The following is a 22507-nucleotide window of genomic DNA, read 5'->3' on the forward strand; positions in this document are numbered from 1 at the left end:
TTATTGCTTTAATTTTTTTTAATATTAATTAAGCCATCATGATAAAGTGTATAAATATTTTCATCATCTAAAAATGTGCATTTATACATATCATCTATTACTTTTATTTCAGGCGTATAAAAAATTCCATTTATCTGTAATGGTTCTATGCCCAGAGCAGAAATATTATCTGCATATTTTTTATTCTTATCGAAATATGCTCTTTGTTGATAATAGATATTTCTCAAATACCATTTTATTTGTTCGGATTGATTTTCAATAAAATCAATATAACCTTTACCTGCTTCAATTTTTGAAAACTGAACATAGCCCCACATTTCAGGATAGTGCATGTTTATTACACCCTGTGGACTCCAGACCCAGTTATCTTCTGGATAAGGTTTATTTGTTTCAGGATTAATTACTTTTTCATATTTACTATTAACTACATTTGTTCTCCACTCAACTCGTGAAAAATTTATTCTCCATTGATCATTATCTTGCGGAGGTACATTTGCACTTGTTATTTCTTTAAAGGCTTCCCATGGAAAAGCAATTTCTAATGTCCAGCAACTATCTATATCGGATGGATTATTTATTGACCCAAAAATTGAAACAGCTGATTTCAAATTCTTAATATCAAAACCATGTAATGCTGCTTTATCTGTATCGCGATAAGGTTTTATTAAAAACAAATCCCACACAGTGTTTAAGGCATTCATTTCAAATTCTACATATCTATGAGTATCGCCATCAGGATCTATGAATACTTCGAAGTCATTATCATAAAAAATAATGTCATCTCTATTTTTTAATGTTGCCCAGATATGGGGTTCTTCTAATTGTGCTGCTATATAAAAATAATTTTTATCCCACAGCATTTTAACTTTTGTATTAAAACGTGGTTTTGGTTTTAGATCTCCTTCTATATCCACAAAATCTTCTGTCCATTTTACATTCTTCCATGAAGTTTCATCAAGTTTCCCATCAATGGTTATATTTTCATGAGTGAAATAACAAATATATTTTCTTGGTGAAAATTTAATTTGCGGAACAGGAATAGATTGAGCAAAAATTGTTTGGGAAAATAAAATTAATAAGATGACTATTAAAAACTTTTTATTGTTTAGCTGCATCAATTAGTTCTCCAATAGTTGTGTATGCAAGACAAACAGAAGTATCTGCTGCACCATAATAAATTAAAACTTTGCTAGATTTTAAAGCAAAACCTTCGTTATCATACTCTTCGACAATAATTCCTGAAGGAAAACAAACATTTGGAACCTGCCCAACAAGTTCATACAATTCACGGGGTTCCAGAATGTTATATCTGCTTCTATGAATTAGAATCCCTGGATCATTTAAATCGTGAAGTGCAACACCTGCTTGATAAATATTTGAAGCTGCAAAATGAGTTGCAACTCCGTGATAGATATGTAACCATCCTTCGCGAGTTTTTACTGGAGGTGGACCTGAGCCAATTAATTCATCCCAGTAATGAAATCTTCCTGCCATAACTTCCTTTACATACTTCCATTTAATTAAATCTGTTGACTCAGATAAGAAAATTGAATTGCCAGTTTTCGGTCCACCTTTAAGACTTACTTTATTTGGTCTTTCAAATCGTAAAAACTTTCCATTAAATTTTTCTGGAAATAATACACCATTTCTTGAATCATCTCTTGATACTATTCCTAAAAATTTATAGTCTTCAAAATCATCAGTCACGGCCAGTCCAAGTTTACATCCATCATCCATATCCATTGCAAACATTATATAGTAAACATTATCAATTTTAGTTATTCTTGTATCGTAAATGTGATATACTTTTTCTTTTAATTTTTCTATTCCACTAAAGTGAACGATTTTGTTATCGACTTTGAAATTTATCCCATCCTCGCTCTCTGCTTTTACAATAAAAGTTTCCCTTCCTCTATTTTGAACTCTCAATAACAAAATATACTTACCATTATGTTTGATTGCTCCTGGATTAAAAACCGAAGAGACATCAACCAGATGAGGTTTTATCTCAGGAATGTCTTTTCTTGTTATTATTGGATTGTTGTGGTATCTCAATAGCATATTTATCTCTTTTTATTTGCCCATAATAACTTTTACATTACAGATTTCTTTTTGTACAGGAGGAATTATGAATGATTCTAATTTTTTCCCGTCCAGATATATTTCTTTAATACCAGACTCAACACCAGATTCATTTACTACTTCAATTATATATCTTGTACCTCTAAATACTCTTTCTACTGTAAAATATTTCCAGTGAGATGGAATTACGGGGTCGATTATCAAACCATTATAAGAAGCTCTGACTCCTAAGATATAATCATAAAACACTCGATACATCCATGCTGCTGTTCCTGTTTGCCAGGAATGACTTGCTTTACCAGGTGATGAATGTTCATTGCTTGTAATATATTGAGAAAATACATAAGGTTCAGCAGTATAAATATCTGAATCGATACGATTGGGTAATATTTTTTTTAGATAATCATAAGCGACATTTCCCCTTTTCATAATAGCTTCGGCTTGAATTAACCAGGTAACAGGGTGACAAAAAATAGCTCCATTTTCTTTCTTACCCGCTACACATCTTGTTATAAGACCAATGTTTGGATCAATTTCTCGAAATGCAGGGGCACAAATTTTAGGACCATATTCAGTATCAAGATATTTTTTTACACTATCAAGTGCTTTCAATAATCTTTTTTTATTAGATAAGTCAGCAATAACCGACCAGCTTTGAGTATTTATAAATATTTTTCCGTACTTATTTTCATGTGAACCAATTTTTTTCTTCCCATTTCCAAAAGCTCTAATATACCATTCTCCATCCCAGCATAATTCATCAATACTATTTTTGATTTTATCTCTGAGACTTTCGATATCTTTACTGTCAATATTTACATATTGAAATAATTCAATTAATCGATTTAACATTGCAACATAAAACATTGCAGCCCATACACTTTCTCCGCCATCTTCACCTCCAATGTAATCAAGGGTATCATTCCAATCTCCTCTACCAAATACTGGTAGAAATCGAGGTGTTAAAATATTTTTAATAAAATTCACAACAGAATATAAATGAGTTAATACGGTACCTTCGGGATTATCCACATAAGAAACTTTTTCATCAAGAATACTAACATCTCCAGTTTCTTTAATATACTCTGTTACTGCCAAAATATACCATACTGGATCATCGCAATGTTTTGTTAATTCACCATTCGCATCATCATAAAAATGGTGATAAACTCTGCCATCAGTAAACATCTGTCGTGATAATAATAAGATTCTTTCTTTCGCTTTGTGAGGGAGTGCAATAGTAACAGCTATAGTATCTTGAGCAGTATCTCTAAATCCAAATCCACGACTAATACCCCAATAATAAAAACTTGCTACTCTCCCGATATCAAAAGCAACCTTAGCCTGATAAGGAATCCAATTATTCATAAAAATATTTATATCTTTATCAGGAGTATTACAATGTGTATTATTAATAAATTTTTCCCACTTATTTTTTACTTCTTCAAATGCATTATGGACAGCTTCGGGATTATTATATTTTATAATAGTTTCTTTCTTTGCATCGAAATCCTTTTTAGGTATAACACCAAGAGAAAATATTATTTCTTTTTCTTCAAAAGGTTTTAAATCTACATCAATTCTTAGAACACCAACAGCATTCCCATAATCAGTATCTTGAGAAGATAATTCACCTGTTTCTATACTTATAGGATTATTTTCATTACGATAATTTCCAATAAATCTTTCACGCAGAGTTTCGTATTGAACTACAGGAAGGTTAATAGTAAAAAATGCCCATTGGTCCCATTCTTTGTTCTCTTGTTGTTGTGTTCCATTTGATTGAGTAACCCAGTAAGTTTTTGTTGCAAATAATGTATTAAGTTTTTTATCGAAATAGACTCGATTAAAATGTTGATCATCACACTGGTTAATTAAATCGATTAAACCATGCCCCAATGCAAATTCAACATAACCATATAAAGATAATTTACGAATCTTATCTGATTCATTTTTTAATTTTATTCTCCAAATTTCGCGGTTATCAGAAACGGGCACAAAGAACAAACTTTCGGATTTAATATCTTTGACATTCGATTCGATTTTTGTATAGCCGAATCCATGTATAACTCTATAAGATTCTTTGTACTTTCCTACAGGTTGCCAGCTTAAACTCCAGTACTCATTATTATCCCAATCTTTTACATATATATATTTACCAGGTCTATCAGGCGGGACTTCGTTGATTCTGTATCTTGTTATTCTGCCATGCAAGGGATTTTTAATATAACTAATACCACCGGCATTATTCGATATTGTAGAAAAATATTCGTCATTATATATGTAGTTTATCCATGGAGTAGGTGTTGCAACATTATAAATGATAAATTCCTTACCACTTTCAGAAAATTCTCCGTAATCCATATAAAATCTCCCAAAGTATATTTTTTTCAAAAAATAACTTACACTAAAATATAAACGGTAACTTATAAAATCAATTATATTTTTGAAAATAAACAAAAACTAAAATTAATATGTCAAATTTTTGAAGTGAGTATTTTTTATAACAATAAATATTAAACGGCAAATGACTACGTTTTCAATTGGAAATAACATAGCCATTTTATAAAATTTAATCTGTGTAAGAATAATGGAATAAAGATTTAATTTAGCTTAACTTAAATATTATTTAAATTTGCAGTATAATTAAGATTTGGCAATTAAATAATATCTTCCAGATGTGTTTTAACTTGGATTGTATCTATAATTGAATTTTTTTCAATTATTACTGCACTTAATTTATTGCCAACACAAGCTCCTGTATCGATATACAATGCATTTGAATCTTCAATATAAGTAATATCTGGTTGTTTTGTGTGTCCTACAACTTGAAGCTTTCCAAGATTAAGTAGCGGGTCTCTTGTCCACATTATTCCTCTGTCACTCGAAATATCATTATATATTAATGGTTCTAATAAATCAAGATTATTTCTAAAATCTTGAGGCAAAAATTTTTCATAGTAAACAGATATACCTGCATGAGAAATAAAACAATCTTCAAGATTATAAAATAACTGTGCTGATTTAATAAATTCGATATGTTCAAACATTTCTTTTTCATGCTTTTCATATGAAAGCAATGTAGATTCATTTCCATTAAAAAACCAGGAGCGAGCAAAAATACTCGATGGCTCTTTAAAGAAATGATAGAACATGTAATCATGATTTCCCGGTGTAAGTATGATATTCTTTTCTTTCACAAATTTTACAACTTCATAGCTAAAATTACCTCTATCAACCAAATCTCCAATTGAATATACAGGAATTCCAGGATAGCGATTTATAATTTCATTATAAAGTTCTTCCAGTGTATAATAACAACCGTGTATATCTCCAATAATAGCAATCATGATTAGATATGGTAGGTTTTTTTCGCAAATTCAGTTAATTCATCCCTAAATAAAGGATGTGCAATGTTTATGAGTGCTCGTGCTCTTTCTTGAATACTTTTACCATAAAGATCTGCAATACCATATTCAGTTATAACATAATGAACATCACCTCGTGATGTAACAACACCAGCTCCAGGTTTAAGCATAGGAACAATTTTAGAATATTTTAAATCACGAGTTGCCGAAGGAAGTGCAATTATTGGTTTTCCTCCTTCTGAACGTGCAGCTCCGCGAATAAAATCAACCTGTCCACCTATACCACTAAATAATTTAGTACCAATACTATCTGCACACACCTGTCCTGTCAAATCCACTTCGATTGCAGAATTGATTGCAACCATTTTATAATTCTGTGAAATAAGAAATGGATCATTTACATATTCCTGTGGATGAAATTCAAATATTGGATTGTTGTCTATGTAATCGTATAATTTTTTAGTTCCAAGTACAAATCCTGCTACTACTTTTCCTGGATGCAAAGTTTTCTTTTCACCAGTTACAATCCCTTCTTCAATTAATTCTATTAATCCATCAGAAAACATTTCAGTATGAACACCAAGATCATTTTTATCTCTCATATATCTTAAAACAGCATCTGGTATTGCACCAATTCCCATTTGAAGTGTAGAACCATCTTCTATTAAACTTGCAACATTCTTTCCGATTTTATCATATATTTCAAGCATATCTGGAGTAGCATCAGGATCAACTTGAGGAAGTTCTTGAAGTGGAGTATCAACTTCAACTATATAATCAATTTTATTAATATGAATAAAACTATTTCCAAGACCACGAGGCATTTGTTTATTAACCTGAGCAATAACACATTTTGCTTTTTCTGCAGGAGTTTTAATATTTCCTACATCAATGCCATAACTACAAAATCCATGCTCATCGGGTGGCGAAACATGAATTAATGCTACATCTGCTTTAATAATTTCTTTTTTGAATAATAAAGTAACTTCTGATAAAAAAATTGGAATAAATTCAGCTCTTCCTTCATTAATTGCTTGACGAACATTAGCTCCAATAAAAAAAGCTTTGTGCTTAAAATGCTTTTCCATACCTGGTTGAGTATATGGAAGATCACCAACTACAAGTATATGATAAATTTCTACATTATAAAGTTCGTCCTTTCTCTTTACCAGTGCATTTATAAGTTCTAATGGAGCTGCACAACCTGGTTGAATAATAATTTTATCTCCACTTTTTACTACTTTAATTGCTTCTTCTGCCGTAGTAATTTTTGAATTATATTTTTTTATCCAGGCGGCATTTGTATGCTTATCAATTTTAAGTTTTTCAACTGTCATAATTATTCCATGTAATTAAATTTAATTTGTAGGGAAAATGTGCAATCTCCTATGTTCTAATGAAAAAGCATCTGCAATCATTTCATTCGTACAATATCCATTATAAGTGCAAACGCCTTTAGCTAAACCAGCATCCGATAATAAAGCTCGAGATAAACCGCTATCAGCTATTTCTGATATATATTCCATTGATGCATTAGTCAATCCATAACTTGCGGTTCTGGAGACTAATGCAGGCATATTTGGTACACAGTAGTGTATTACATTATGCATAATAAATATAGGATCAGATAATGTAGTAGGTCTACTTGTTTCTATGCATCCTCCCTGATCGATTGAAACATCAATAATCACTGCACCTTTCTTCATTGATTTTACCATTTCTTCTGTAACAATGTGAGGAGTTTTACCAGCTTTGATTTGTATTGCCCCAATTAGAAGGTCGGCAAATTTAACACCACGAGCAATAGTATATTGATTAGCAGCAACTGTAGTGATACTCTTGGATATCAAATCATTTATTCTTTTTAATTTTCTTAAATCTTTATCAAGAACAATAACATGAGCTCCTCTGGCATGAGCAGTTCGAGCAGCATTAAAACCGACAACTCCGGCACCAATTATTACCACAGCAGCTGGAGCTACCCCTGCAATACCCCCCATTAAAATTCCTCTCCCGAGCTGAGAATCGCTACCTAAAAATCTTTCCCCCACAGAAATTGCTAATTGTCCAGCTATTTCGCTCATTGATTGGAGAACAGGTAATTGATCATCCTTTTCAATCAGTTCATATGCTATGGCTGTAACTTTTTTTGCTAATAATTTTTCGATTATAGTTTTTTTACCAACTGCAAGATAAAGAAATGAAAATATGATCTGTTCTTCTTGAAGCATATCAGCTTCTTCATCAGTTAATGGTGCTACTTTTACTATCATCTCAGAACGATGATAAACTTCTTCTGCACTATAGACAATATTAGCTCCAACAGCTCGATATTCATCATCTGTAAAATGGCTTTCTAATCCCGCACCTGTTTCAATAAAAACCGTATGACCAGCTTTCACCAATGTATTAACTCCCGCTGGTGCAAGTGCTACTCTTTTTTCTTCTCTTACTGTCTCTTTGGGAATTCCTATTCTCATTTTTATTTCAATATTAGTTTATAAATTATATATATTTATATTTCAATCAAAAATACTTATTCTAACTTCATTCTACAAACAAATATTTTAAACAGGAGTAATAGGTTTATTCCCTTTCAAAACTTCTATAACATTTTTAGCAGCTAACATAGCCATTCTTGTTCGAGTTTCTATAGTTGCACTTCCGATGTGAGGCAATAAAAACACATTATCTAATTTCAATAAATCTGGATTTACATCCGGTTCATTTTCATAAACATCAAAGCCAGCTGAAAAAATTTTCTTTTGCTTTAAAATTTTTATTAAAAATTTTTCATCAATTACTTCTCCCCTTGCTGTATTAACTATTATCGCACTCTTCTTCATCAAAACCATATTCTCTTTATTTAATAAATGAAATGTACTTTCAGTCAGTGGAACATGAATAGAAATAATATCAGAATTTTTAAGCAAGTAGTTAAGAGAAACTTTTTTAGCTTCAGTTAATTTTTCAAGCTCATAATTTCTACTTCTGCTGTAGTACAAAATTTTTGTTTTAAAAGCTTTCATTCTTATTGCTACTTCTGTGCCAATTCTTCCGGCTCCAATTATGCCCACTACTTTATCTTTTATATCATAACCAAGTAAGAGATCTGGTTTCCATCCTTTAAATTTTTTTTGACGCATTAATTTATTTCCTTCATGTAATCTTCGAGCACATGCTAAGATTAAAGCCACTGCAATATCAGCTGTTGCATCTGTGAGAACATCAGGAGTATTTGTAACGATTATATTTTTTGATTTTGCATAATCAACATCAATGTTGTTATAACCAACAGCATAATTAGCAATAATTTTACACTTATTTAAATTATCAATAACTTCTTTATCGATTCTATTACTTAACAAACATATTAATGCATCAACATCCCGTGCTCTTTCTATTAATTCTTTTTTAGTAATTAATCGTTCTTTATCAAAAGTTTCTGTAATGAAACCATTTTTTTGTAAATAACTTTCTATATTTCCAGGTAACTTTTGAGTAATAAAGATCTTTTGTTTCATCTTTCATCCAAATAAAAATTTAACTATTAAAAAAGCTCCAGTTATTCCAGCTATATCTGCAAGAACTCCCGCAGCCACTGCATGTCTTGTTTTACGTATATTGACAGAACCAAAGTATAAAGCCAATACATAAAAAGTAGTTTCTGTACTTCCCATAATTGTAGATACTAAAATTCCAATAAAAGAATCGGGACCATGTTTTGAAATTATTTCAGACATAATTCCAAGTGCACCACTACCAGATAGTGGTCTCATTAATGCCATAGGAATAGCTTCCGCAGGAAAGCCAATAAGATTTGTTATTGGGGAGAGAATTAAAACCAATATATCCATGCCACCGCCTGCTCTAAAAATTCCAATTGCCATTAGCATTGCCACGAGATATGGAATTATTTTAACCCCAATATTAAATCCTTCCTTTGCTCCATCTACAAATTCTTCATAAATTTTTACTTTTTTAATTACTCCATAAATCACAAATAAAAATATTATTAAAGGAATTGCAATTATTGAAATGACTTGAATAATATTTCTCAATAAATCGGCATCTAAATAAAACATATCCGAAATAACTTTTTGTTTAAGAATAGTTATTAAAAATAAAAAGCCGATAACCAATATTAGAATTTTTTTATAACTCTTTTTAATATAATACATTAGTTCATTTAATCTGAAAGGATACTTCTCTAATATTTTAACTGCGATAATACCTGTAATAGTAGCACATAAAGCACCAAAAAAAGAGGTACCAATAATAATAGTTGGATTGCTACTTCCAGCTGCAGCTCTAATTGCAATTGCTGTAGCAGGTATTAAAGTTAAACCTGCTGTATTAATTGCAAGAAAAGTACACATTGCATTAGTTGCAGTTCCTTTATTAGTGTTTAACTTATCAAGTTCTTCCATTGCTTTTAGACCAAAAGGTGTGGCAGCATTACCTAATCCCAGCATATTCGCTGATATGTTCATTACAATTGAGGCTATTGCAGGATGCTCCGGAGGTACATCAGGAAATAAAAATTTTGTAACAGGTTTAACAAATTTTGCTATTAAATTTATCATTCCAGATTTTTCAGCTATTTTCATTATACCCAGCCATAAAGACATAATCCCAATTAATCCAATAGCAATTTTAACTGCATTACCAGCATATTCAATAATAGCATTTGTTACATCTTTAATTTTTAAAAAAGAAATTTCTTCTAAATAAAGCATTGCATGATAATGCAATGAATCAATTTCCCCTTTAATAAATAATTTACCTGTTATATCATCTTCTTTACCAGATGCATTTGCAATTTTTTTCCATATCTCAGGTGAATTATCATTTACTTTAAAATAAACATTAAATATCTCTGGATTCTGAGTTTTGCTTAGTTTTATTTCTTGTTCTACATTATTTTTATAATCAGTTTTGTAAAAATCATTAAATACTTTTGAATTAATCTCAAGTTTTGAGTTAATGGATTTTATATTAAAATCATTTTCATCAAATTTAACAGTAACATATAAAGGTTTACCATTATTATATTTATTATTAGAAATATCAATTATATCTGCTGTGAATGCAGTTAAAATTCCTAATGTTATAAGAGCAAGCCAGATGTAGTTGAGCATTTTATCTCTTAATTGTGAAATTATTAACATTAAATTAAAAAATTAAGAATGAAAAAGGCAGATTTTTTTATGTCGTATTAACTGATTATTAAAATAACATATCATAATAAACCATAACGCATAATAAAATAAGAGGTAATATGAAAGCAGGACTTGTTCAGTTTTCTCCAGTATGGGAAAACAAAGACGAAAGTATCAAAAAGATAGAAACATTAATTGATAAACTAAATGAAAAACCTGATTTACTCATATTCCCTGAAATGACGCTCACCGGTTTTACAATGCATTCTAATAAGTTTGCTGAAGAAATTGATGGCTCAGGTATGAAATATTTTATGAAACTTGCATCTGAATTAAAAACTCATATTTTCTTTGGTATAATTGAAAAAAATGATAGTAAGTTTTATAACTCACTAATTCATCTGGATCGCAATGGTTTAATAACTGCATATTACAGAAAAATTCATCCATTTACTCACACTAAAGAGGATAAATTTTATTCTGCCGGTAATGAGATTGTAATTACAAAAATTGATCAAGCAAAAATTGGTTTAAGTATTTGTTACGACTTAAGATTCCCTGAACTCTTTAGACTATATGCCAAGCAAAAAGTAGAATTAATAATTAACATAGCTAACTGGCCTATCGATAGAATTGAACACTGGAAAACTTTACTTAAAGCACGAGCTATCGAAAATCAATGTTTTATAATCGGAGTTAATAGAACCGGAAATGATCCTTACTTTAATTATAATGGTAATAGTGCAGTTGTAGATCCCTCAGGGAATATTTTAGTAATAAATGAAAATGAAGAAAAAATAATTTTATGTGACATAAATTTAGATTTAGTTGAAGAGATAAGAAATAAATTACAGTTTTTAAATGATATTAAGTTGATTTAATAAGATTATTAACTATCAATCTCACACCATTTCGATTTGTTATATATAACCAGATCCATTCAGTCAATACACGGTAACGATTTCTAAAGCCTATTAAATATAGAATATGAATAAACACCCATAATAGCCATGCGATAAATCCAGTAAACTTAACATTATGAATTTGTGCTATTGCTTTAGCTTTTCCGATAGTAGCCATTATTCCTTTATCAGAATATTTAAATGGTTCTCTTTTATTTTTAGGAATTCCATTTTTAATAATATTTGCAACATATTTCCCCTGTTGAATTGCAACAGGTGCAAGTGCAGGTAATACTCTTCCATTATCTATAAAGCATGCTGCATCTCCAATAACAAAAACATCAGAATAATCTTTTATAGAACAATCACTTTCAACTATAACCCTTCCATATTTATCGAGTTCGACAATCAGTGATTTAGTTAAAGACTCTGCAGAATTACCTGCTGCCCATATAACATTATACGAGTAAATAAATTCACCATTAATCTCTACACCATTATGTGTAATATTTGTGACCTTTGTATTCAATAATATTTTTACACCTAATTTCTCCAGTGATTTTATTGCATAAGTACTTAAGTTTTCATCAAATGTAGATAATATTCTATTTGATGCTTCAACCAAAATTATTTTTGTTTTTGCAGGATTAATCTTTTTAAAATCTTTCAACATTGTTTTTTTAGCTATTTCTGCAATTGCACCTGCCAATTCTACGCCTGTTGGTCCACCCCCAATAATTACGAATGTTAAGTATTTAGAAACTTCAGTATCATCTTCTAACAGTTCTGCTTTCTCAAAAGAATATAAAATCTTTTCTCTAATGTAAAGTGCATCTGTAATAGTTTTTAATCCAGGTGCGTATTTCTTCCAATGATTATTGCCGTAATATGAATTCATTGTACCAACTGCAAGCACCAGATAATCATAACTAAATTCTTTCTGAAATTCATAATTACTATAGTCTGGATTAACATAAACTTTTTTTTCAGCTAAATTGATTCTATTAACTTCGGATAAAATTACTCTTATATTTTTTTGTTTCCTCATAATTTCACGGATTGGAGCTGCAATGTCCCCAGGCGATAAAGCAGCAGTTGCAACCTGATATAACAATGGTTGAAATAAGTGATGATTATTTTTATCAATCAATAAAATATCACAATTAGAATTTCTTAATTCACGAGCTAATGTAAGCCCTCCAAAACCAGCTCCCACAATAATAACTTTCTTCATTGTATCTTTCTATAATTCTTTCCTATTATAACAAAAATAAATCCCGGTTAATTCACATATTAGCAATTACAAAATCGTAAAATAATTTCAATACTTTTTTTGAATAAGGTGTATTTTTTATTTTTTCTATAGGTAGTTTTTTTGTGATTAGATTTTTCTTCTTATCATGTGATTTAAGCATATATTCCATCATAATATTTTTATCAAATTCTGGATGAAATTGAACCCCCCAGGTACACTTTCCGATACGAAAAGCATAGATTGAGTTTCTGGAATCATATGCTAAAATTTTTGCTTCCTGTGGTAATGAAAATACTGATTGAGCATGAGAAACATTCACAAAAAATTTCTGAGGTAATTTAGAAAATAATATATCGTTTTTTGATTCCTCAGTTAATTTAATTTTTATACTGCCGGATTTTTCACCATCAGAATTATAATCAACAATTCCATTTAAAGCTTTAGCAATTAATTGATGTCCATAACAAATTCCAAGTACAGGAATTTCTTTTTCAATAAGTTTAGGGATCCACTTTTCAACTTTCAGGCTCCATTCTTTATTTTGAGTAACCATAGAATGAGACCCTGTTAAAATAACACCGGCACAATTCTTTATATCATTTATATCTTCGCCCTCATTTATTTTAATTACTTTTACTTTTTTAATATCAATACCAATTGTTTTAACAATCCAATCATCAAAATCACCAAATTTTCTTTTAATAGATTGATAAGTGGATCCCAGTTTGAATATGTATATCTTTTTAAAAGACATTACAGGGCAGCTTCTCCTGATTCACCTGTTCGAATACGAATTGCATCTTTAACATCATAAATAAAAATTTTACCATCTCCTACCTGACCAGTTTTTCCTACATCAATAATAATTTGAAGAGCTTTTTCGAGTCGATCATCAGTACAAATAAGTTCGATTTTTACTTTAGGTACAAAGTTAATGTTATATTCGGTACCACGATAAACTTCTTTATGACCTTTTTGTCTCCCATAACCTCTGACCTCGGATACTGTTAATCCCATAAATCCGGCCTCACTTAATGCTTCTTGAACTTCATCTAATTTATGTGGGCGAATAATAGCTTCAATTTTTTTCATAATTTATTCCTCTTATTGTTGAAGGTTATAAAGTTATTCCAATTACATAAAAAATATTTTCCTGAGAAGGATTCAGAATAATTGAACCAAAAATAGGTAAATTAAATTCACTTGTAATGCTTAATGTTTTAGAAACAGTAAAACCTGCATTGATAATATTAAATTTGTTAGTTAAGTAATAACTATTTTCATCCCCTGGAGTTGCTCCAATAAATAAATTAATTCCAACACCATTAAGATTAGTAGCATATCCTAACTGGAGATAAATAGGATTATTTGCAACATTGTGAACGAAAATATTAGCAGATAATGTTAAAGGAAAATTTTCTGGTCCAGTGTAATTCGCATTAAATTCAATACTGTGCGCTCCTGGACCATTGTGCGAATCATGATTAGCAAAGTTAAAAAATTTAACACCATTATCTGGATTTGTATAATCTGTTAAACCAAAACTAATGCTACCTGCATTAGATAAAGAAAATGAATAAGTAGCATAGATATCAATCTCGTTCAATGCGGCATCTTTGAAAATTGGATACGCTCCCCAGAATCCAATAGTAAAGTTACTTATAGTTAATTTAATATTTGGTTGAATGCTTGGCGCATCTCCTCCTAAATCTAAACCACGCCAGATATATCTGTTGACAAAATCAGTATTCAAAGAAAATTCTTGTGCAAAGTTTTTCGATGTAAAAAGCATTAATAAAATACATAAAAGTAGTTTATTCATGGTTTTCATATTCCCTCCAAAATTTATTAAAATTATTTAGCTACTTTTTCAAATTCCGGATAAGCTTCCATACCATGTTCTCCAATATCAAGACCTTCGATTTCTTCAGTAGGAGAAACTCTTAATCCGATTAATTTCTTAAGTATAATCCAAATGATATAAGAAATAACAAAAGTAAAAATGCCAACAGCCACAACACCAATTAATTGATTGAAAAATAATTTAAATCCACCACCAAAGAATAAACCATTTCCTGTGGTTCCTGGCATGTACTTATCCTCTGCGAATAAACCGACTGCAAGAGTTCCAAATATTCCATTTACTAAATGAACTGCTAAAGCTCCAACAGGATCATCAATTTTAATTTTATCAAAAAAGATTACAGCATAAACAACAAGAATACCTGCGATTGCTCCTATAATAAGTGAACTCCAAACACCCACGTAAGCACATCCTGCAGTGATGGCAACAAGTCCAGCAAGACAACCATTTATTGTCATACTTAAATCAGGTTTACCAAGAACTATCCATGCAACTATTGTTGAAGATAAAATTCCAGCTATGGCGGCACTATTTGTTGTTATTACAATTCTGGATATATTTTCGATATCTGCTGCCATAGTGCTACCGGGATTAAATCCAAACCAACCGAGCCATAGTACAAAAACTCCTATTGTTGCAGATGTCATATTATGACCGGGTATAGGATAAATTTTATTATCACGATACTTATTCAAACGAGGGCCGAGAATAATTGCACCTGTTAAAGCTGCCCAACCACCTACAGAGTGCACTACAGTTGAACCAGCAAAGTCCCAGAATCCAAGTTTAGCAAGCCATCCACCACCCCAAATCCAGTGTCCAGTTATTGGATACATAATTGCAACAAGGAAAAATGAAAAAATTATAAAGTCTACATATTTAATTCTTTCTGCAACAGCTCCAGATACTATTGTTGCAGCTGTACCAGCAAACACTAATTGGAAGAAAAATTTTGCAAGTAATGGAACTGAAGTCCAGCTAATTGCAGAATAAACACCTTGATAAGAATCTCCTGTTGCAGGACTATTATCTGCACCACTTAATCCTACCAATCCTTTTAGACCAATAAAATCATTACCATCACCAAACATTAAACCCCAACCAATAAGCCAGAATGCTAAAGATGATATTGCAAATACTATAAAATTCTTCGACAAAATATTTACAGTATTTTTACTTTGTGTGAAACCAGATTCCACAAGAGCAAAACCAAGATTCATAAAAAATACCAAACAGGCAGTAAATAAAACCCAGATTGTATCAAGTATTATTTTATACTCCATGTAATTTTTCCTCCTATTTTTTTTTATTTAATATTATTTAATGCATATTGAATAAACTAAACTTATCACCTAAGCCATATAAATCCTGTGTAATAAACCTTATTTCTCTTCCTGACTTTGTAACAATTAATTGGCTTCATTTTACCTCCTCCTTTTTATTTTATAATTACAAGGGATTATTAATAAATAATAATTATGGCAAATATTTATAAATTCCTAAATAAGTTAGGAATTTTATTTTAAATATATTAAAAAGTATTGTTAAATGTCAAGTATGCCTTATTATTTATTTGCCGTTAATACAATGATGGTGAATTTTATATGATATGGTTATTTGTTGTACTGGTAAGTTTATATTAATGGAATGACTTTAAATGCGCAGGAATATTGATTGAATAATATAGACTGTTTAGATATTATCTTCTTCCAGAATATAAGCCACGAGATTTTGTAATTTTTATATCCTGTAGTTCAGGAGCTTTCATTCTGAGTTCGAATCTAAAGCCTCTATAATAACCAAGTGGATTCCAGATAAAATTCATTTCCCAGCAATGTAGATCTCGATAAATAGTAATCTGTGGTGTTGTAATTTGCTTTAGTTCAAAATCGTAATTACCTCGAACAGTAAATTTCCAGTTCTTTGTAAGACTAAAACTCAAATTTATTCCAATATTAGAATACTTTGATACAGTTGCTGGATCAATTTTACTCAGATTAAAATTATAATTTAAACTCAAACTCCAGGGTTTAAATATACTTGTTGAATTATCCTGTTGTTGAATTCCACTTTTTATATCAGTCCTTTCCTCATTTCTTGATTCAGATTTATTTTTATTACTGAATAGTTCATCACTTAAGTTTGCTGATATTGAAAAATTAAGATTATTTAAACGAAATAATCCTTTCCCTGCAGAGATTAAATATTTATTAACTCTTGTTTTATTTTCATAATCATAAAATGTGTAACTTGAAGAACCATAAAAACTTAATAAGTTTCCTACCTGTGTTCTATAAGAAAGATTTAGATCCGATAGCTTAAATTCTGTTCTTGCAAAATTGTAACCTAAACTTGCAGATAAATTTAATAATTGAATTTTATTACTCTCAGAACTTTTTTTCAGAGTATCGCTACTTCGTCTGGAAGTTTTTATTTCGAATACATTTCCTATAGAAAAATTTATAGCCTGTTGTTCACCTGATTCTGCTCCACGAAATACTTCGCTTGTAAATTTATCATACTTAATTCTTTCCCCTTTAGATGTAGTGTAATAATCATAATATCCCCAGAAATCGGTAGAAAAATCTGGTTTATATACATAAGATATTGAAGGTGTAACTGTGTGTCTGAAAGCTTCTATTCCCAGAATATTTGGTTGAAATATTCCATAGAATTTTGTGTTTGCTGAAACACTTAAATCAAACGTACGTACAAAATTAATTTCATTAACATCCTTTGTGATTATAGAATCTTCTTCTGTAATTTCACCTGTAAATACATTCGTTTTTTTAACTACAACATTCTCCTTCTTTATTCTTTTATTATACCATTTTTCTGTGTAATTAATTCTTGGAGTTATACTGAAATATCCAATTTTGGGAGAAGCATTAATTGATAAATTATGTTGAATGCCTCCACGAATTGATAGATTACCAGAAACTTTATTACGATTATTTATAAATTGTCCAGTATAAGAATATCCTAATTGTTCATACCATTTCTGTTTTCCAATTGAATTTTCTTTTCTAAAAGGGTATGAAATATTTTTTGTAAAAGTAATATTTGGAAGACTTTCGTAAATATCACCATTAATTAAATTTTGTGTTCTACTATAATTAATTACAAGATTATTACCTGATTCATCCCATATTTTACTAAATGTAGCATTTGATACAATATTTTGTGAGAGAATATCATTATAATCAATACTATTATTTCTCAAATAACTTGAAGAATAAAATTGGAGATTCATATTTAGTTGTGTGGTTGGATTTATTTGTTGTGTATGATACCAGGATAAATTCCAATCATCAACATTCTGTCTAAAAGCAACTGGATCGTTTTCTTCTCCAACTTTAATTTTTGAATAACCTGCATTAAAATTTCCATTAAAGCTATATCTTTTAGCATAACGCAATCTCGAACGTAAGCCATATCCACCTTTAGTATAATAATCACCATTAAATGCTAAATCAAAATAATCATTGATTGCCCAGAAATAACCGAAATTATAAAAATATTGTCCTCTTCTAATATCTCTTCCATAACTTGGTACAATAATACCACTTCTTCTTCCTCCTTCGCTTGGAAAAACAGCAAAAGGTAATGGAACTGGAAGTGGAACTCCTTCTATGTGCATCAATATCCATTTTGCAAAAACTTTATCTTTCTGAATTACTTTCATTTTACTTGCTGTGAAGTATGTATGTGGAGTATCTTTTTCACATGTAGTAAACATACCATGCTCAATAAAATAAATATTTTTGTCTACCTTTTTAACCTTTTCTCCTTCATATCGTGAACCTTGCATTTCATTCTTTGCAAGAGAAATAAATCCACGTTGAGTTTTGAAATTATATTTTAATTGTGTCCCTTCGTAAGTTTCTGTTCCCTCTTTAAGAACAGGGGTTTGCTTTATTTTTATTTTTGCTGTATCTGATGTATCAGGGATACCAAAAGCTTCGAGTTCATTTGAGTTGTAATCAATAAAAATCTTACCGCTTTTTAAATCAGTATCTTTATATTTTAATTGACCATTGCCATATATAAACATTTTTTTACTTTGTATATCGAATACTATTGAATCAGATGAAGAAGCATAAACAACAGCATCAACATCAAATTTTCTTTTAGTTTTTGAAGTATCTTTAAAAGTTGTATCAATAGATGAGTTAATTGTATCAGCTTTACTAAAATAAAAATCAATCCCCTTTGCAATTAAGGTAACATTAATTAAAAACAATATTGAAAATATTTTTTTCATCTAATTTTTATAAATAAAAAATACACTGAATACGAAATTATTTATTTTTGATGAGATAAAGATTATTAAATATCAATCTTTGCTTGCTGAATCGAATTTTCTATCTTTTTAATTATCATGTCTGCAACTTTTAAAGCTTTAAGTCCATCTGCTCCTGTTATAGGCGGTTGTGTATTGTTCAAAACAGAATTAATAAAAAGTTGTAGTTCATATTGCAATGGGTTTATATTTACTTGAGATGGATTTTCATAAACTACTGTTCTCTTTTTATCTCCAACTCCAATTTCACCAAGATTTAAATAATTTCCTTTTGGTAAATTTTGAGGCGACAATAATCTAATTATTTCAGTATTCCCTTCAATAAAATCAATGGAAAAATAAGTATCACGCTGAAAAAGTCTCATCTTTCTCATACGTTTTTGTGATATTCTACTTGCAGTAACATTAGCTACAGCAAAATTTTCAAATTCAATTCTTGCATTTGCGATATCAATATTATTTGATACAACAGAAATACCACTCGCTTTAATATCTTTAACTTCACTTTTAACAAGGCTGAGTATTATATCAATATCATGAATCATTAAATCAAGGACAACTGCAACATCTGTTCCACGCATATTAAACTGAGAAAGTCGATCTGATTGAATAAACATAGGATTTAAATCATACTTTTCAAGTGCAATAAGAGCTGGATTAAATCTTTCTATATGACCAACCTGTAATTTCAGATTTTTTTCATTAGAGATTTTAACAAGTTCTTCGGCTTCCCATATGTGAACAGTAATTGGTTTTTCGACAAATACATGTTTATTGAATTCAAATGCCTGTTTAACAAGTTCATAGTGAGCACTTGTTGTAGCAACAATTATTACAGCTTCACAATCATTTAAAAGATTTTCAAGTTCGAGATATTGTTTTACATTAAATTCTTTTGAGACACTTTCTGATTTCTTAAAATCTTTATCATAAACTCCAATCAACTCACAATTTTCAATACCTTTTAATAATTTCACATGTACTTTACCAAGATGTCCTGTGCCAATTACTCCAACTTTTAATTTTTCCATATTTCACCACTATTTATTTTTTTATAACCAATAATTTTATCATATCCACCTTTTTCCTGGGTTTTGTAGTAAAGAAATATGTGATAATCATTTTCTGTTTCCCAGAAATTTCCTTCGAGAATGTACCAGTCTATTTCATTAATATTTTCGTCACTATTGTTTACAACAACATATTGATAGTCATAAATACCTCTTTTTAATTCTATTGTGAGGTTTAATAATCCATCAATATCTAACATTTTATATTGTGGCAATAACTCCCAATTATTAAAATCACCAATAAGAAAAACAGAAGATTTTATATTTTCAGGTGGTCGCAATCTGAAAGTAACATTCATATACTCAGCATATTCGTTTTTATAATCAATTATTATAGAGCCACCATTAAAATCTTTTTTTCTTTTTCTAAAAAAGTCAGATACTTCAATTCCATCGTATTGAGCATTGACATTTTTGAGATAATATCTATTTGTATCTCTTAAATCAGTTTGCCGATATTCATTCCCTGGTTTTATGTCTTTGGCAATAAATAAAAATTCATTAGAACCATTCCACTCATAATAAGTTTTATCTGTTGGTTTCTCTTTTTCAATACGAATTGGATAAGCAATTTTTTTATTTTCGATTATCTCAACAAGATCAATATATGAATTAAATAATGTATCAGGTAAATTAAAATAAACTTTTATGTAAAATACTCTACCGAGTGCTGCAATTTCAGGTATTAAATTTTCCAATCTTTTTTTTTCGAGTAAAACTTTCAATTCCACTTCGGGATATACAACAAAAAATTTTCCTTCTGCATAAACTCTGTCATGATTTTGTGAATCAACGATGTAAAATTTCCATTTGCCAGAAAATGGGAATGTTACATTTTTATTTGGGAATATACCTGTGTAATGATAGCGAGCATCAGTTATTCGAAGAGGTAATTTTTCTAACCAGAGATTATACTCTGTGTCAAAGCCATAATTTTTTAAAAAAGCTGTGTTATATGGCTCCCAGTTTTTATCACAAAATTTAAAAACAATACTTAGATTCGGAGCATAATTACATTGAACATCAAATTCAATTGTAATAAATTTTTTTGACTGGTCTGAATTATCAATCACAGGAAATGATGTTTGATTATTTGAGGAATAAACACGTAGGCTTTTAATGTATATATCTTCTGCGGATAGATTTAGAAATAAACAAAATAAGAAAGTAACTATTAAAATATTTCTACACATTTTATAGAAGTAAATGGTACGAAAATATTGTATGCTTGTTCTTCCCTTTGAGCTTCGAGTAAAAGTCCATCATCATATGCTGCTATAAGCTTTCCTGTTTTAAAAACTATTTCATAAAATGTTGGATGCTCATTTTCAGATCTACCATATACTACTCCATAATTTTCGTACATGGTAATATTCAGAATTTTTCCTAAAAATTGTGACCAATCTAATTTCATATTAAATACCTTTAAAATTACTTGAACAAAAAGTATGGAAAAAAGATTTTTTTTCCAATTAGGAAGGTATTACTTCTTTAAAAAAGATTGTCCTGAAAAGTTCTATTAAATTTCCACAGATATACAGTTTTAAATTATTTTTCTTTTAATATTATATCACCTCCTGTTGTATATGCTCTGAGCTTATTACCACCGCCATTAAATTCTGCCAGCAGTCTTTTCCTTGTTACCTTATATGTTTTTGAATTTGAGAAATCACATTCAATTTCGCCACCAGTAGTTTCAAGTTCAACAGATGCTTTAGCAAAAGCTGGTAAGTTAATAAATATATCGCCACCTGTGGTTTTTGCCTGTAATCCTTTAAATTCATCTTGAATTGTTATTTTAATATCGCCACCAGATGTAAAAGCTTCTATCATTCCAGAAATATAATCAACCACTATATTGCCACCAGATGTTGATGCATATAATTCACCAACAACATCTTTACAATTAATATCTCCACCAGAAGTTGATACATCAAGTTTACCAGTTACATTTTTCAACTTTATATCGCCACCAGAAGTTTTTGCTTTTATATTACCAGATAATTTTTCAAGTTCAATATCGCCTCCCGAAGTATTTAATTTATGTTCTCCCTGAATATCATTTAATCTTATATCTCCGCCTGAAGTATTTATTTCACAATTATAATTTTTAGGTACGTATGCATCAATTCTCAAATTTAATGCAACTCCGAAATCAAAAAGTAATCTCTTTTTCTTTTTTGCGATTACTTTTATTCCATCTTCAACTTTTTCGATCTCGAAATAAATCTCGTTTTCAGCTTTTTTGTTACCGAATATTTTAATAAGTGCTTCGTTTTTATCCCACGATAAAACTTTTACATCAGCTCCAGAAGTTTCAACATGTAAAGATTCACCAGATTTAACTTCAAATGATTTTTCTGAAATTAATTTTTTCTCCTGTGCAACTGTACTGGTTCTTAGCAATAATAAAGAAGCAATTATTAATAAAAATATTAATCCAATTTTCATTTTTAAATCTTTCATTTCATATTCTCCTTTTTATTCATATCTTTAGACTA

Annotated in this window: 19 protein-coding genes; 1 reads left to right on the forward strand and 18 read right to left on the reverse strand. The window is 29.8% G+C overall.

Features of this window, described 5'->3' with window-relative positions:
* Positions 1-8: 8 nt before the first annotated feature.
* The 8 genes from VJY38_RS01060 to VJY38_RS01095 all read right to left on the reverse strand — a co-directional run bounded on the left by VJY38_RS01060 (position 9) and on the right by VJY38_RS01095 (position 10591).
* Positions 9-1115 (reverse strand): carbohydrate-binding family 9-like protein, encoded by a 1107-nt coding sequence (locus VJY38_RS01060; RefSeq protein ID WP_353678817.1) that lies wholly within the window; start codon positions 1113-1115, stop codon positions 9-11.
* Positions 1099-2061, reverse strand: a complete 963-nt coding sequence (locus VJY38_RS01065) for a glycoside hydrolase family 130 protein (protein ID WP_353678818.1) — start codon at positions 2059-2061, stop codon at positions 1099-1101. Before VJY38_RS01065 ends, VJY38_RS01060 begins: the two co-directional genes overlap by 17 nt.
* A gap of 12 nt (positions 2062-2073) precedes the next feature.
* On the reverse strand, positions 2074-4446 hold the full coding sequence (locus VJY38_RS01070; protein WP_353678819.1) for a GH36-type glycosyl hydrolase domain-containing protein: 2373 nt from the start codon (positions 4444-4446) through the stop codon (positions 2074-2076).
* A gap of 296 nt (positions 4447-4742) precedes the next feature.
* Positions 4743-5432 (reverse strand): metallophosphoesterase, encoded by a 690-nt coding sequence (locus VJY38_RS01075; protein WP_353678820.1) that lies wholly within the window; start codon positions 5430-5432, stop codon positions 4743-4745.
* A 2-nt stretch (positions 5433-5434) separates the two neighbouring features.
* Entirely contained in the window at positions 5435-6787 is a 1353-nt protein-coding gene (locus tag VJY38_RS01080) for an acetyl-CoA hydrolase/transferase family protein (protein WP_353678821.1), read from the reverse strand.
* A 21-nt stretch (positions 6788-6808) separates the two neighbouring features.
* On the reverse strand, positions 6809-7930 hold the full coding sequence (locus tag VJY38_RS01085) for an alanine dehydrogenase (RefSeq protein WP_353678822.1): 1122 nt from the start codon (positions 7928-7930) through the stop codon (positions 6809-6811).
* 87 nt (positions 7931-8017) lie between these two features.
* Positions 8018-8974, reverse strand: a complete 957-nt coding sequence (locus VJY38_RS01090; RefSeq protein WP_353678823.1) for a 2-hydroxyacid dehydrogenase — start codon at positions 8972-8974, stop codon at positions 8018-8020.
* Between the two features lie 3 nt (positions 8975-8977).
* Positions 8978-10591: a nucleoside recognition domain-containing protein gene (locus VJY38_RS01095; RefSeq protein ID WP_353678824.1), complete on the reverse strand. Its 1614-nt coding sequence runs from the start codon at positions 10589-10591 to the stop codon at positions 8978-8980.
* Positions 10592-10731: 140 nt separating this feature from the next.
* On the opposite strand from VJY38_RS01095, the gene VJY38_RS01100 reads away from it, so the two are divergent.
* Positions 10732-11493 (forward strand): carbon-nitrogen family hydrolase, encoded by a 762-nt coding sequence (locus VJY38_RS01100; protein WP_353678825.1) that lies wholly within the window; start codon positions 10732-10734, stop codon positions 11491-11493.
* Here the strand turns inward: VJY38_RS01100 and VJY38_RS01105 are convergent.
* The 10 genes from VJY38_RS01105 to VJY38_RS01150 all read right to left on the reverse strand — a co-directional run bounded on the left by VJY38_RS01105 (position 11480) and on the right by VJY38_RS01150 (position 22472).
* Positions 11480-12748 carry an NAD(P)/FAD-dependent oxidoreductase gene (locus VJY38_RS01105; RefSeq protein ID WP_353678826.1) on the reverse strand — a complete coding sequence of 423 codons (1269 nt, stop codon included), beginning with the start codon at positions 12746-12748 and terminating at the stop codon, positions 11480-11482. The two genes, VJY38_RS01100 and VJY38_RS01105, sit on opposite strands and share 14 nt — an antisense overlap.
* Positions 12749-12800: 52 nt before the next feature.
* Positions 12801-13523, reverse strand: coding sequence for a glutamine amidotransferase (locus VJY38_RS01110; protein WP_353678827.1), 723 nt, complete (start codon positions 13521-13523; stop codon positions 12801-12803).
* Positions 13523-13861 (reverse strand): P-II family nitrogen regulator, encoded by a 339-nt coding sequence (locus VJY38_RS01115; protein ID WP_353678828.1) that lies wholly within the window; start codon positions 13859-13861, stop codon positions 13523-13525. Before VJY38_RS01115 ends, VJY38_RS01110 begins: the two co-directional genes overlap by 1 nt.
* Positions 13862-13886: 25 nt before the next feature.
* Entirely contained in the window at positions 13887-14600 is a 714-nt protein-coding gene (locus VJY38_RS01120; protein ID WP_353678829.1) for a TorF family putative porin, read from the reverse strand.
* 23 nt (positions 14601-14623) lie between these two features.
* Positions 14624-15916 carry an ammonium transporter gene (locus tag VJY38_RS01125; protein ID WP_353678830.1) on the reverse strand — a complete coding sequence of 431 codons (1293 nt, stop codon included), beginning with the start codon at positions 15914-15916 and terminating at the stop codon, positions 14624-14626.
* Between the two features lie 416 nt (positions 15917-16332).
* The gene (locus VJY38_RS01130) at positions 16333-18897 is read right to left on the reverse strand and encodes a putative LPS assembly protein LptD (RefSeq protein WP_353678831.1); all 2565 of its coding nucleotides are present in this window, start codon (positions 18895-18897) and stop codon (positions 16333-16335) included.
* Between the two features lie 65 nt (positions 18898-18962).
* Positions 18963-19967: a Gfo/Idh/MocA family protein gene (locus tag VJY38_RS01135; protein WP_353678832.1), complete on the reverse strand. Its 1005-nt coding sequence runs from the start codon at positions 19965-19967 to the stop codon at positions 18963-18965.
* Entirely contained in the window at positions 19955-21199 is a 1245-nt protein-coding gene (locus VJY38_RS01140) for a type IX secretion system plug protein (RefSeq protein ID WP_353678833.1), read from the reverse strand. Before VJY38_RS01140 ends, VJY38_RS01135 begins: the two co-directional genes overlap by 13 nt.
* Complete coding sequence (locus tag VJY38_RS01145) at positions 21181-21420, reverse strand: hypothetical protein (protein ID WP_353678834.1); 240 nt, start codon at positions 21418-21420, stop codon at positions 21181-21183. Before VJY38_RS01145 ends, VJY38_RS01140 begins: the two co-directional genes overlap by 19 nt.
* A gap of 134 nt (positions 21421-21554) precedes the next feature.
* Entirely contained in the window at positions 21555-22472 is a 918-nt protein-coding gene (locus tag VJY38_RS01150; RefSeq protein ID WP_353678835.1) for a DUF4097 family beta strand repeat-containing protein, read from the reverse strand.
* Positions 22473-22507: the final 35 nt, after the last annotated feature.

The organism is Rosettibacter firmus, assembly GCF_036860695.1.
In the GTDB taxonomy this organism is placed as follows: Bacteria; Bacteroidota; Ignavibacteria; order Ignavibacteriales; family Melioribacteraceae; genus Rosettibacter; species Rosettibacter firmus.

Bases quoted from the DNA above. Each gene is read 5' to 3' on its own strand.
- VJY38_RS01135 (WP_353678832.1), bottom strand. From the start codon at position 19,967: ATGGAAAAATTAAAAGTTGGAGTAATTGGCACAGGACATCTTGGTAAA.
- VJY38_RS01150 (WP_353678835.1), bottom strand. From the start codon at position 22,472: ATGAAAGATTTAAAAATGAAAATTGGATTAATATTTTTATTAATAATT.
- VJY38_RS01085 (WP_353678822.1), bottom strand. From the start codon at position 7,930: ATGAGAATAGGAATTCCCAAAGAGACAGTAAGAGAAGAAAAAAGAGTA.
- VJY38_RS01100 (WP_353678825.1), top strand. From the start codon at position 10,732: ATGAAAGCAGGACTTGTTCAGTTTTCTCCAGTATGGGAAAACAAAGAC.
- VJY38_RS01105 (WP_353678826.1), bottom strand. From the start codon at position 12,748: ATGAAGAAAGTTATTATTGTGGGAGCTGGTTTTGGAGGGCTTACATTA.
- VJY38_RS01060 (WP_353678817.1), bottom strand. From the start codon at position 1,115: ATGCAGCTAAACAATAAAAAGTTTTTAATAGTCATCTTATTAATTTTA.
- VJY38_RS01130 (WP_353678831.1), bottom strand. From the start codon at position 18,897: ATGAAAAAAATATTTTCAATATTGTTTTTAATTAATGTTACCTTAATT.
- VJY38_RS01145 (WP_353678834.1), bottom strand. From the start codon at position 21,420: ATGAAATTAGATTGGTCACAATTTTTAGGAAAAATTCTGAATATTACC.
- VJY38_RS01090 (WP_353678823.1), bottom strand. From the start codon at position 8,974: ATGAAACAAAAGATCTTTATTACTCAAAAGTTACCTGGAAATATAGAA.
- VJY38_RS01065 (WP_353678818.1), bottom strand. From the start codon at position 2,061: ATGCTATTGAGATACCACAACAATCCAATAATAACAAGAAAAGACATT.
- VJY38_RS01075 (WP_353678820.1), bottom strand. From the start codon at position 5,432: ATGATTGCTATTATTGGAGATATACACGGTTGTTATTATACACTGGAA.
- VJY38_RS01070 (WP_353678819.1), bottom strand. From the start codon at position 4,446: ATGGATTACGGAGAATTTTCTGAAAGTGGTAAGGAATTTATCATTTAT.
- VJY38_RS01095 (WP_353678824.1), bottom strand. From the start codon at position 10,591: ATGCTCAACTACATCTGGCTTGCTCTTATAACATTAGGAATTTTAACT.
- VJY38_RS01120 (WP_353678829.1), bottom strand. From the start codon at position 14,600: ATGAAAACCATGAATAAACTACTTTTATGTATTTTATTAATGCTTTTT.
- VJY38_RS01125 (WP_353678830.1), bottom strand. From the start codon at position 15,916: ATGGAGTATAAAATAATACTTGATACAATCTGGGTTTTATTTACTGCC.
- VJY38_RS01080 (WP_353678821.1), bottom strand. From the start codon at position 6,787: ATGACAGTTGAAAAACTTAAAATTGATAAGCATACAAATGCCGCCTGG.
- VJY38_RS01140 (WP_353678833.1), bottom strand. From the start codon at position 21,199: ATGTGTAGAAATATTTTAATAGTTACTTTCTTATTTTGTTTATTTCTA.
- VJY38_RS01110 (WP_353678827.1), bottom strand. From the start codon at position 13,523: ATGTCTTTTAAAAAGATATACATATTCAAACTGGGATCCACTTATCAA.
- VJY38_RS01115 (WP_353678828.1), bottom strand. From the start codon at position 13,861: ATGAAAAAAATTGAAGCTATTATTCGCCCACATAAATTAGATGAAGTT.